Raw genomic sequence first — 12,135 nt, 5'->3', positions numbered from 1 at the left:
GGCCGCCCGGCGCCTCCGCGTCCCGTCGCTCAGTCCGCGCCCCACTGCTCGCGCAGGCGCTCGCGGTTGAGCGCGAGCCACTGGAGGGCGATCAGCGGCATGGCGGCGTGGACGGTGCCGTTCTCGACCATGGCCATGGCCTCGTCGAAGGACATAACGTGCACGAGGATGTCCTCGCCCTCCTCCTCGAGACCATGCACGCCGCCGTGCAGGCCCTCGGCGTCGACCCGGGCGCAGAACATGCTCACCTGCTCCGAGGTACCGCCGGGGCTGACGAGATAGCGGCAGATGGGGACGACCTCGTCGAGGGGGCAGTTGGCCTCCTCGACGGACTCGCGGCGCGCGACGGCCTCCGGGGACTCGCCGGGCTCGATGATCCCGGCGATGGTCTCGATCAGCCAGGGGCCGCGGGGCGCGTCCAGCGCGCCGACCCGGAACTGTTCGACCAGCACCACCTGGTCGCGCACCGGATCGTAGGGCAGCACGCCCACGGAGTGGCCGCGCTCGAAGAGCTCGCGGGTGAGCACCGGGCCCATGCCGCCCTCGAAGCGGGCGTGGCGCAGGCGGTAGCGGCGCATGACGAAATAGCCGCGGAAGGCGTCCTCGGACTCGATGATCTCGTAGTGCATGGTCCCTCCCCTCGCCGTCACGCCACGGCGTCAGTCGCGATCGAACACGGCGATGCTCTCGACGTGCGCCGTGTGCGGGAACATGTCCATGACCCCGGCAGCACTCAGGCGATAGCCATACTCGTTGACCAGGATGCCCGCGTCCCGCGCCAGCGTCGCCGGGCCGCAGGAGACATAGACGATACGCCCCGGGCGCAGCCGCGCCACGTTCGGCAGCACCTCCGCAGCGCCGGAGCGCGGCGGATCGAGCAGCACGCGGTCGACGCCGTCGCCGAGCCACGGCCGGCCGGTGACGTCGGCGGTAAGGTCGGCGGCGTGGAACGAGACATTGTCGATGCCGTTGCGCTCGGCGTTCTCGCGGCCACGCACCACCAGCGGCTCCGCGCCCTCGACGCCGATGACGTGCGCGGCACGCCGCGCCAGCGGCAGGGTGAAGTTGCCAAGCCCACAGAAGAGATCGAGCACGCGGTGCTCAGGCGCCGGGTCCAGCAGCTCGATGGCGCGGCTGACCATCCGGCGATTCATGTCGCCGTTGACCTGGGTGAAGTCGCTGGGCTCGAAGCGCAGGTTCACGCCGAACTCGGGCAGCTCGTAGCTGAGCACCGGGTCCCCGGGCCACAGCGGCGCGATGGTGGACTCGTTGCCGGGCTGCTCGTAGACGTACAGCCCGGTGCGCTGGCCGAAGGCGACCAGCGCGGCGCGGTCGGCCTCGCTCAGCGGCTCCAGATTGCGGAACACCAGGCCGCCGACCTCGTCGCCCAGGGCCACCTCGATCTGCGCCAGGCGCGCGCGTATCGACAGCCCGCCGATCAGCTCCGAGAGCTCGCCGAGGCGGTCCGCCACCCGGGGGTCGAGGACGTGGCACTCGCCGATGTCCGCGACGAACGGGCTCATCTTCTCGCGAAAACCCACGAGTACGCGGTCGCCCTTGGCGGGGACGAACTTCACCCCGAGCCGGGCCTTGCGCCGGTAGCCCCAGGGTTCGCCGGTCAGCGGCTCCAGCCACTGCTCCGGGCGCACGCCGCCCATGTGCTCGAACAGCTCGGCGAGCACCTCCCCCTTGTGACCGATCTGGTCCTCGGGCGAGAGGTGCTGGAGACTGCAGCCGCCGCAGGTGCCGTAGTGCGGGCAGCGCGGCTCGATCCGCCGCGGCGAGCCCTCCAGGACCTCCAGCAGCCGCGCCTCGTCGCGTCGGCGGTGGCGCTTGACGTACTGGAAGCGCACCCGCTCGCCGGGCAGCGCGCCGTCGACGAACACGGGCTTGTCCGCGACGTGGGTGATGCCGCGGCCCTCGTGACTCATACCCTCGATGGCGGCTTCCACCGGCTCGCGGGGAACCCGTCGCTTGCGTCGTGCCATGCCTCTCCCGTGTTGGTCGGTGCCGGCTATGCGCCCTGCCAGGCGGCCAGGAATTCGTTCAGGTGGGGCTGATCCTCCGCCGCGAGGCTCTCGCGCACCTGTTCGCAGGCGGCGGCATAGCCGTCCTCGTCCAGCCGGGCTCGGAGCAGCTCGTAGCGCAGGTAGAGCAGGTAGGTGTTGAGGACGTCCGTCTCGCAGTAGTTGCGCACGGCGTCATAGTCCCCCGCCTCGATGCGCGCGCGTACCTGATCGCCACTCATGCCCATCTTGCCGGGGAAGCCGCAGAGCGTGGCCATCTCGTCCAGCGGCGCGTTGGCCCGGGGCTGGAACCCGGCGAGCACGTCCATGAGGTCGGTGTGGCGCTCGTGGAAGCGGTTCAGGTAGTTGTCGAAGCGGAAGGTGCGGTCGCCGTCGCCGGTCTCGAAGTACTGCCTCGCGCTCACGCCGTGGATCATGCCGCGGTAGTGCAGCACGGGCAGGTCGAAACCGCCGCCGTTCCAGGACACGAGGCGCGGGACGTACCGCTCCAGACCGTCGAAAAAGCGCTGGATGATCTCGCCCTCGCCGGTATCCGCATCGCCGATGGAGAACACCCGGAAGCGATCGCCGATACGCGCGGCCACGGAAATCACGGCCACACGGTGGAGATGCAGGCGCAGGAAGTCGCTGCCGCCGGTCTCCGCGCGGCGGGTGGCGAGCATCGCCTCGGCGACCTGGCTGTCGTCCAGGCCGTCCAGCCCCAGCAGCCGGCGGCCGCCCTCGACGTCCGGCACCGTCTCGATGTCGAACGCGAACACGTTCATGCCGGCCATCAGTCCGGGAACACGCCGCTGGAGAGGTAACGATCGCCGCGGTCGCACACGATGGTCACGATGGTCGCGTTGGACACCTGCTCGGAGAGCCGCAGCGCCGCCTGCAGGGCGCCGCCGGAGGACACGCCGGCGAAGATGCCCTCCTCCGCGGCCATCCGCCGGGTCATCTCCTCGGCCTCCGCCTGGGTGACCTCGACCACCCGGTCCACGCGATCACGCTCGAAGATCCTCGGCAGGTAGGCCTCGGGCCACTTGCGGATGCCGGGGATGCTGGAGCCCTCGCCGGGCTGCACGCCGACGATCTCCACGCCCCGGTCCCGTTCCTTGAGGTAGCGCGACACGCCCATGATGGTGCCGGTGGTGCCCATGGAGCTGACGAAGTGGGTCACGCCGCCGCGGGTGTCGCGCCAGATCTCCGGGCCGGTGCCCTCGTAGTGGGCGCGCCAGTTGTCCGGATTGGCGAACTGGTCGAGCACCCGGCCGCTGCCCTCGGCCTGCATGCGCATGGCGAGGTCGCGGGCACCCTCCATGCCCTCCTCGCGGGAGACCAGCACGAGCTCCGCGCCGAAGGCCTTCATCGAGGCACGGCGCTCGGCGGTCATGTTCTCGGGCATGATCAGCACCATGCGGTAGCCGCGGATCGCCGCGGCCATCGCCAGGGCGATGCCGGTGTTGCCGCTGGTCGCCTCGATGAGGGTGTCGCCGGGACGGATCTCGCCGCGCTCCTCGGCGCGACGGATCATGCTCATCGCCGGGCGGTCCTTCACCGAACCGGCGGGGTTATTGCCCTCGAGCTTGAGCAGGATGGTGTTGCTGCCGGTGTCGGCGATGCGCTGCAGCCGCACCAGCGGCGTGCCGCCCACGTAGTCTTCGATCGTCGGGTATTCCATGCCCGCATTCTACTAACGCGCTCGCAGGTAACACCACCTTTCGGCACGAGCCCCCGCAGCCGCGCCCCGGGGACACCGGCACGGGCGCCCGGGCACGGAAGGCGCGGCGGTGAGCCCGCCGCGCCGGCGGCATCAGTCGATGCCCTGCCAGGCGCCGTCCACCAGGCGGCGCAGCCCGAGCGGGTTGCCCTCCTGCAGGGCCTCCGGCAGCAGCCCCGCCGGGCAGTCCTGGAGGCAGACCGGGCGCAGGAAGCGCTCGATGGCGAGGGTACCCACCGACGTCGTCCCCGGCGCCGTGGTCGCCGGCCAGGGGCCGCCGTGGACCATGGCATCGCAGACCGCCACACCGGTCGGATAGCCGTTGAACAGCACCCGGCCGGCGCGTTGCTGCAGGACGTCCACCAGCGCCCCGGCACCGGCCAGGTCCGCGTCGGTCCCGTGGACCGTGGCGGTGAGCTGCCCCGGCAGGTCCGCGGCGACGTCGCCCATGCCACCGGCATCGTCGACCGCGACGATCAGCGACGCCGGGCCGAAGACCTCCTCGGCCAGCGCCGGCTCCGCCGCGAAGGCGCGCCGGTCGGTGCGGAAAACCCGCGCCGCGGCCTGGCCGGCCGCGTCCCCGCCGGTACCCACGGCCTGCACGCCGCCCATGCCGGCGAGCCGCTCCGCCCCGGCGTCGTAGGCGGACTGGATGCCCTCGTGCAGCATCGTGGCCGGGGCGCGTGCCGCCAGCTCGTCGGCGACGGCGGCGCAGAAGCGATCCAGGTCCTCGCCCGCCTCGGCGAACAGCAGGCCCGGATTGGTGCAGAACTGCCCCGCACCCAGGGCCACCGAATCGACATAGCCCTTGGCCAGCGCCTCCGGTGCCTCGGCGAGGCGTCCCGGCAGCACGAACATCGGATTGACGCTGCCCATCTCGGCGAACACCGGGATCGGGGTGGGCCGCTCCTGTGCCAGCCGCGCCAGGGCCGTGCCGCCGCCGAAGGAGCCGGTGAAGGCGACCGCGGCGATGTCCGGATGCTGCACCAGCGTGCCGCCGACGTCGTGCCCCGCGCCGTGGACGAGGTTGAAAACGCCGTCCGGCATGCCGCTGGCGGCGACCGCACGGCGCACCGCCCCGGCGACGATGGCACTCGTCACCGGGTGCCCCGGGTGGGCCTTGACCACCACCGGGCTCCCGGCGGCCAGGGCCGAGGCGGTGTCGCCCCCCGCCACGGAGAACGCGAGCGGGAAGTTGCTCGCGCCGAACACCGCCACCGGCCCGAGGGGCGCGCGGTACTGGCGGATGTCCGGCTGGGGCGGCGTGCGGTCGGCGTCGGCGTGATCGATGCGGGCCCCGAGGAAATCCCCGCGCCGCACGACGGTGGCGAACAGCCGGAGCTGGCCGGTGGTGCGCGCGAGCTCGCCCCGGGCCCGCGCCTCCGGCAGCGCGGTCTCCCGCGGGACCGACTCCACCAGTGCCTCGACGGTGGCGTCGATCTCGTCCGCCGCGCGCTCCAGGAACGCGGCCCGCTCGGCGAGGGGCCGCGCCCGGTAATCCGCGGCGGCGGCCGCCGCCTCGCGGGAGGCCGCGTCGACCTCCTCGCGGGTGGCCTCGGGCACGTCGCCGCCGGCCGCGGCACTCGTGCGCGCGCCGATCATGTGGTGAATGTCCACGCTCATTGGGAATCCTCCGTCAGTTGCATCGATATTCGTCTCTCAACCCGGCGGCCTCCCTCCACCGGTTCCGGACGAGGGATCGAACCGGGCCGGCGGAAGCCCGCTGACCCCCGGCGTCAGCCGGTAGAGCCCGCCGCCGGTGCCCTCGCCGTCGGGCCGCGCGGTGGTCACGTAGAGCTCGTCGAGCGCCGGACCGGCGAACGTGCACGACGTGATGCAGCGCACCGGCATCCCGATGCGGCGCTCCCGGCGGCCGTCCGGGGTGAAGCGGGACACCAGGCCACCACCGAAGTGCGCCACCCACAGGGCGCCTTCGGCGTCGCAGGTCATGCCGTCCGGGACGCCCTCCGAGGACGGCAGCCGGATGTGCACGCGCCGGTTCTCCACGCGGCCGTCCGGGCGGAGATCGAAGGCGTAGATGCGCCCCGCAAACGAGTCGGTGTGGTAGAGCGTTCCCCCGTCCGGGCTGAACGCGGGTCCGTTCGAGACCACGTAGCCACTGTCGACCGCCGTCATCCCGCCGGCATCCAGGCGATACAGGCTGCCCGAAGCGCGCGTCTCCGCGTCGTCCATGGTGCCCGCCCAGATCCGGCCTTCGGGGCCCGCCTTGCCGTCGTTGAACCGGTTGCCGGGATCCTCGCTCTCCGGTGCGGCCAGTTCGCGGACGATCTCCACATCGTTGTGGTCCAGCCGGAGGTGGACGACACGCGTGCGCAGGCCGGCCACGAAGCCGTCGCCGTCGGTACGCGCCACCAGCCAGCAGCACGCCTCCGGCAGCCGCCACCGGGTGACGTCGCAGTCGCGGCGCCGATACCGGTAGATGCAGGCGCCGCGGATGTCCACGAACAGCACGGCATCCTCGGCGGGCAGCCAGAGCGGTGCCTCGCCCAGCGCGGCCGCGCCGTCCCATACGAGCTGCGGCTCGCGGCTCACGCCGCCTCCGCCGGTGGCAGATCGCTGGCGTCCATGGCCTCCTCCCCTTCGCGATACCCGCCGGTACGGACTGTGCCCATCAGCATAGGCACGCAAGAATAACCAACAAATGCCATTTTCCGTTTCTCCATATACACATACGGGTATACCAGGGATTGGTGGCACCGGCGCCCCGGGATCCGGTGGCTCACGGCAATACCTCTCCGCCGTGGGCCACCGCCGCTCCCGGCAGCGCCGGCGCTACCGGGCGCTTCCCGCGGGTGGACGGTCAGAACTGGTAGAAAAGGCGTAAGCGGTTGTCGTAGAAGCGCTCGGCGCCGTCGAAGTCGGTGATGCCGAGCACGTTCTGAACCTTGAGCCCCTCCAGCTGCGGGCTGAATGCCCCCAGGTCGAAGGTGATCCCGGTATCCCAGCCCCAGCTGTTCTGGTCCTCGACGATCGGCACGCCGGCAGCGTAGCCGCGATCACCGTCATAGGAATAGAAGGCGTGACTCTGGCCGCGTTTGGCCTCGTAGTAGACGTAACGGGTAAACAGGTCCACGCCGTCGGAGAACGTGACGTCGAGGCGGCCGCCGATGCCGTAACCCGGCCCGAGCCCGTCGACACCGTCGTTCATGGTGTCGGTGTAGAACACGCCGCTGAGATCGCTGTAGGGGTGCACGAGTCCGCCGTCGCGGAAACTGCCTTCGTGCTGCGGCGAGTAATGGCCGACCAGCGCGGCGCTGACCCGGCGCGAGTGCACGCCCAGCTTGAGACCGTAGACGTCGGCGTCGATGTCGCCGACGCCGGCACGGCCGGTCTCCTCCTCGCGGGCATACTGCACGCGGATATAGGGCTCGAAGCCGCCCCAGTCGGTACCGGCCATGACCGTGGGCATCTGGTAGCCGGCCTCCACGTACTGCATGCGGGCGGTGTCGAAGAACGTGTAGTGCCAGAGCTGCCCGATGTAGTCGCCGTCGGCGGTATTCTGGCGGATCGTGGTACCCGCCGCGAACAGCCCGGACGTGTCCTCGATATAGCGGTTGTCCGTGGTGAACTCGTCGCTGAACCGGCTCTCGTAGCGGGTCATGCGTGCCGCGTAGACCTGCCACGTCGGCCGGCTGTCGACGGGCGCATCGAACTTGAAGGGCATGTACTGGTTGTTGGCGTAGTCCGGCGGCGCGACGCGTGCGGAGGCCTCCTCGTCCCGGCGGGCCTGCGCCCCGGACGCGTCGTCACCCCCGCCAGCCATCTCCAGCGGCCGGATGGCGACGGAGGCACCGGAGAACGAGCGCGGTATGAAGGTGAACTGGTCCGTGTTCGCGAACGGGGTATTGATGAGCTGGCGCCCGCCCCGCAGTCGCAGCCCCGGCATGTTGTACTGCAGGTACCCCTCCGTGATGGCGTGCAGCCCCTCGTCCGGGCCGACGAGGTTCGCATTGGGGTTGTCGTAGTCGTATATCGGCTCCGCGAACGAGACGCCGAACCCGGCGGACAGACCGTAGAGCATCCCGGTGCGGGCGCTCACGCTGCCGCCGAAGGCATTGGAGCGCGTATCGAAATCGTCGTCCGGGTCGTCGATGTTCGGGTAAGGCCGGTTGGTGTCGTGGAACCGGCGGAAGTCGTAGATGCCCAGCTGACCGTTCAGCTGCGTGCCCTTCACGACCTGCTGCACGAATCGGTCACGGAAGGTCGGTGGCCCGTCGCCACCGTCGCGGGCGACGGCTGTTCCGGCGACCAGCGCCACCGATACCCCCAGCAGTACCGAGCAACGGCAGTGGCGGCGCATGGCGGCACCGCGGCTATTGTGAAATGCATCCTGTCTCACGGTCCTCTCCTCCGGTTGACGCCCTGGCAGGCGGGCGTTATTGCCTCCCCGTGCCGGCTGTCGGACACGACCGGGCCCCCGCCACCGCCTGGCGGTGACGTTTGGGTGTCGCGGCACGCGTGCCCCTCGCCGGAAAGCGATCGCCGTGTGATTGTCAGTGGCTGATCGTCACGGGTGCGTCCGTGTTCGCAGCCGCCGTCCCCGCCGTGGTGGCGCGGGTGACGGCGACGGCGCAGCGGGCTCTAGATCCAGCCGCCGTCGACGATGAAGTTCTGATTGCTGCACATGCGGCTGTCGTCGGCGCTCAGCCACAGCACCAGCCGGGCCACGTCGTGGGGCTGCAGTTTTTCCTTGAGGCACTGCTTGTTCATCAGGTCGGCCTCGGCCTCCTCGGTGAGCCAGAGCGATTTCTGACGCTCGGTCATGACCCACCCCGGGATCACGCAGTTGACCCGGATGCCGTCGGGCCCGAAGTCCCGCGCCAGGCCGCGGGTCAGCCCCTCCACGCCGGCCTTGGCCGTGGTGTAGCCGGGCATGCCGCCCTGGCCGACGTGCCAGCTCGAGGAGCCGACGTTCACGATCGAGCCGCCCCCGCGGGCACGCATCGGCGCCAGCGCCGCCTGCGCGGCGAAGAACTGGTGGCGCAGGTTCACGTGCATGCGGTCTTCCCAGTACTCGAGGGTCACGTCCTCGACCGCGTGGCGCTCGTCGTGCGCGGCGTTGTTCACCAGCACGTCCAGTCCGCCGGCGTCGGCGGCCGACTCCCGGATCGCGCCCTGAAGACGATCGACGTCGCGCAGATCGACGTGGTGGAAGACGGGGGTCCGGTGATCCGGGCGTTCACGCAGCGAACCGACGAGCCGCTGTGCGGGCTCCTCCGCCACGTCCGCGAAGTGCACCGTCGCGCCCTGGGCGCAGAAGTGCTCGACCACCGAGCCGCCGATACCGGAGGCACCCCCGGTCACGAATACGGTGCGCCCCTCGAGGCTGGGATAACGTGCCAGTGCGGTTGTCATGTGTGCTCTCCATGCCCTGTTCGGTTGTCACTGACCGTCACGGCGGGGCGTTCGCCGCCGGGACGGACGAGGGTCATAACCGGCGGGCACCGGGCCCGCCGGTAAGTGACGTCAGCCGGTCACGGCCTCGCTCGCCGAGCGATACTCGTTGACCACGAGGTCCGTGAGCTCCTGTATCGAGGTCTCCCGTGTCGGGCGGTCGAAGGTGATACGCCCGTCCTGGACCAGGTTGATCCGGTCGCAGACGTCGAAGACCTGGGCGTAGTTGTGGGCGACGATGATCACCGATACGTCGGAGTGCTCCTTGAGCCGCCGGATCACGTCGAGGATCAGTGCACTCTCGCGCACGCCCATCGCCGCAGTGGGCTCGTCGAGCAGCAGGATGCGGGCGTCGGAATAGACCGCACGCGCCACCGCCACAGCCTGACGCTGCCCGCCCGAGAGCTTCGAGATCTCGACGTCCACGGACGGCACGTTCACCCCCATGCGCTCCAGGTGCGACGCCGCGGCACGGCGCATGGCCCGGTCGTCGAGGATCCGCAGCGCACCGCCCCGGGTGATCTCGCGCTGCAGGAACATGTTGCGGAAGACGCTGAGCTCGTCGACCAGCGCCAGGTCCTGGTAGACCGGCTCGATCCCCAGGGAGCGGGCGTGCATCACTGACTGCAGGGTCACGGGCTCCCCGTCGATGTGGAGCGTCCCGCTGGTGGGCTGGTGAAAACCGGTGAGGATCTTCATCAGCGTCGATTTGCCGGCACCGTTGTCGCCCAGCAGCGCCAGCACCTCGCCCCGTCCCAGCCGGAGGTTGATGTCGTCGAGGGCGCGCACGGCGCCGAACGACTTGGACAGGTGCTCGCCGCGGAGCACGTCGGTGCCCGGGTTCGTGTCAGTCATGGCTTGCCTCCGGCGCGTATGCGGCTGATGTGCACGTTCATGATCATGGTCACGACGATCGCGATGCCCAGGATCATGTCGAACGTGTAGGCGTTCACCCCGGAAATGGTGAATCCGTCCTTGAGGATCCCGAGCACCACCGCGCCCAGGAACGCACCGACCACAGTGCCGGACCCGCCGGTGAGCAGGGTGCCGCCGATCACCGCCGAGGCGATCGCCATGAACATGATCTCCGTGCCCCCGGCGAGCGGGTCGACGGACTCGATGCGAAACGCGTCGAGGATCCCGGCGAAGCCGCCGAGCACGCTGCAGATCATGAAGTTGCCGATCTTCACCCGGCCGGTGCGGATACCCACTTCCGCCGCACCGATCGGATTACCGCCGGTGGCGATGGTGTGCAGTCCCCACCGGGTCTTGGTGAGCACGAACTGGAAAATCACCACCAGGACCACCGCCCAGGCCACCTGCACGGCGATGTTGCCGCCGAACAGCGTCTTCCAGAACGCCCCGGCCTCGGGCTGCACGGGAAAGCCGCCAGAGATCGTGAGGTTGAAGCCGTTGACGAAGAACAGCATTCCCAGCGTGGTGACGAATGAGGGCACGCGAAGGCCTACGGTGATGGCGCCGTTGAGCAGGCCGACGACCGCCGCCGCGGCCAGCGCCAGCACCACCGCCACGGGCAACGGGGTGCCCGCCTGCTGGGCGAAGTACATCACCAGGGGCGCCAGCGCGTAGACCTGGCCCACGGACAGATCGAGTTCGCGGTTGACCAGGACCATCACCTCGCCGGCGGCGATGATGGCGGTGGCGGCGGCGAACTGTCCCAGCACACCGAGGTTGTCCGCCGAGAGGAAGTACGGCGAGGTCCACTGGAAGTAGATCACCAGCGCGATGCCGGCGAGCGTGATACTGGCCTCGCGCCACTGCAGCAGCACGATCGCCCGACGGTACCAGTCTCCCGCGATCTCGCCGGCAGAGCGCCCGCGGGGCGCGCCCGTGGTCTCGATATTTTCCTGATAGGCCATGGCTCACCCGACGACGATGGGACCGGAACGATCCAGGAGCTTCCGCGCCTCGGCGTTGCCCTGGAAACGGCTCTTTTCCTCGAGATACGGCGTGACATTGTCCGCCGTCACGAACTTGAGGCCCGTATTGATGTTCCCCGGCCCCGTAAGCCCGCCGGAGACCTTGAACATGAACATCTCCAGGACGGTGTAGAACCCCTGGAGATAGGCCTGCTGGTCGACGGTGAAATCCAGGTGGCCCTGATCGATGCCGTTCAGGGTGCCGGGCAGCAGATCGAAGCCGCCCGCGCGGATGCCCTTCCCGCTGAGGCCGTGCTTCTTCATGGTCTTCGCCACCGCTGCCGTGCTGCCCGCGTCGACGGCGAACATGCCCTTGAGGTCCTGGTGGCCGAGGTAGAACGACTCCACCCGCGAGAACTCCTCGTTGATGGTCGCCCCGGTGGCCGTCTCGTGCAGTGTGATGTCCTTGCCGGACTCCTCGATCGCCTCCTTGGCGCCGTCGAGGCGCGGCTGGATGTTGAGCTGGCCCGGCGTCGCGATGAACCCGGCGATCTCGCCGGAGCCCACCAGCTCCACCATCCGCTGGCCGACGGCCTTGCCCGCGAGGAAGAGCTCCTGGCCCACGTAGGCGAGGCGGTTGTTGTCGACATCGGCGTTGTAGGAAAAGACCGGAATGCCCTGGCGCAGTGCCCGGTCCACCGGCGCGTCGAAGGCGTTGCGGTCCACCAAAGCGATGGCGATGCCGTCGGCCTGGGAGGCGATCGCCGCGTTCATCGAATTGACCATCTCGCTGGCGACCGACGTCTGCGAGCCCGTCCACTGGTAGGTACAGCCCAGCAGCTCGCAGGCGTCGGCGATCCCGTACTGCGTGGGCACGAAGAACGGGTTCGTGGACACGTGGTTCACGAACACGAAGTTCCACTTCGGGTGGGACGGATAGGCGCCCCCCTCGGCGGCATGGCCCACGCTCGGCAGGCCCAGGGTGGCCGCCACTGACAGCAGCGCACCGCTGCCGGCGGCGCGGCGCAGCAGCGCACGGCGGGACGGCGAAGGCACCGATTCGATGTCCACGGAATCCAGGGGTTCCCTGCTCATGTCATTCTCCTCCACG

11 protein-coding genes are annotated in these 12,135 nt (G+C 69.9%); all 11 read right to left on the bottom strand.

The features are described 5' to 3' along the window. Window positions 1-29 precede the first annotated feature (29 nt). A complete protein-coding gene (locus ACEZHJ_RS12810; RefSeq protein WP_163144048.1) occupies window positions 30-629 on the bottom strand; it encodes an NUDIX domain-containing protein in 600 nt (199 codons plus the stop codon). Window positions 630-659: 30 nt separating this feature from the next. After that, window positions 660-1,988 carry a 23S rRNA (uracil(1939)-C(5))-methyltransferase RlmD gene (gene rlmD, locus ACEZHJ_RS12805; RefSeq protein ID WP_375036584.1) on the bottom strand — a complete coding sequence of 443 codons (1,329 nt, stop codon included), beginning with the start codon at window positions 1,986-1,988 and terminating at the stop codon, window positions 660-662. Between the two features lie 26 nt (window positions 1,989-2,014). Continuing rightward, a complete protein-coding gene (locus ACEZHJ_RS12800) occupies window positions 2,015-2,791 on the bottom strand; it encodes a 3'-5' exonuclease (protein WP_163142469.1) in 777 nt (258 codons plus the stop codon). 8 nt (window positions 2,792-2,799) lie between these two features. Next, window positions 2,800-3,690 carry a cysteine synthase CysM gene (gene cysM / locus ACEZHJ_RS12795; RefSeq protein WP_163142466.1) on the bottom strand — a complete coding sequence of 297 codons (891 nt, stop codon included), beginning with the start codon at window positions 3,688-3,690 and terminating at the stop codon, window positions 2,800-2,802. Window positions 3,691-3,822: 132 nt separating this feature from the next. Next, window positions 3,823-5,352: an aldehyde dehydrogenase (NADP(+)) gene (locus ACEZHJ_RS12790; RefSeq protein ID WP_375036583.1), complete on the bottom strand. Its 1,530-nt coding sequence runs from the start codon at window positions 5,350-5,352 to the stop codon at window positions 3,823-3,825. 36 nt (window positions 5,353-5,388) lie between these two features. Next, window positions 5,389-6,282, bottom strand: a complete 894-nt coding sequence (locus ACEZHJ_RS12785) for an SMP-30/gluconolactonase/LRE family protein (protein WP_375036582.1) — start codon at window positions 6,280-6,282, stop codon at window positions 5,389-5,391. 268 nt (window positions 6,283-6,550) lie between these two features. Beyond that, window positions 6,551-8,089, bottom strand: a complete 1,539-nt coding sequence (locus ACEZHJ_RS12780; protein WP_156831208.1) for a hypothetical protein — start codon at window positions 8,087-8,089, stop codon at window positions 6,551-6,553. Between the two features lie 242 nt (window positions 8,090-8,331). Further along, entirely contained in the window at window positions 8,332-9,105 is a 774-nt protein-coding gene (locus ACEZHJ_RS12775) for an SDR family NAD(P)-dependent oxidoreductase (RefSeq protein ID WP_018718394.1), read from the bottom strand. Window positions 9,106-9,216: 111 nt separating this feature from the next. Then, the gene (locus tag ACEZHJ_RS12770) at window positions 9,217-9,999 is read right to left on the bottom strand and encodes an ATP-binding cassette domain-containing protein (RefSeq protein ID WP_259201471.1); all 783 of its coding nucleotides are present in this window, start codon (window positions 9,997-9,999) and stop codon (window positions 9,217-9,219) included. Beyond that, the gene (locus ACEZHJ_RS12765) at window positions 9,996-11,024 is read right to left on the bottom strand and encodes an ABC transporter permease (protein WP_375036581.1); all 1,029 of its coding nucleotides are present in this window, start codon (window positions 11,022-11,024) and stop codon (window positions 9,996-9,998) included. Before ACEZHJ_RS12765 ends, ACEZHJ_RS12770 begins: the two co-directional genes overlap by 4 nt. 3 nt (window positions 11,025-11,027) lie before the next feature. Further along, window positions 11,028-12,119 carry a sugar ABC transporter substrate-binding protein gene (locus tag ACEZHJ_RS12760; RefSeq protein ID WP_259201470.1) on the bottom strand — a complete coding sequence of 364 codons (1,092 nt, stop codon included), beginning with the start codon at window positions 12,117-12,119 and terminating at the stop codon, window positions 11,028-11,030. Between the last annotated feature and the right edge of the window lie 16 nt (window positions 12,120-12,135).

This window comes from Arhodomonas sp. KWT2 (assembly GCF_041949875.1).
In the GTDB taxonomy this organism is placed as follows: Bacteria; Pseudomonadota; Gammaproteobacteria; order Nitrococcales; family Nitrococcaceae; genus Arhodomonas; species Arhodomonas aquaeolei.
This window is presented reverse-complemented; position numbering and strand designations above follow the sequence as displayed.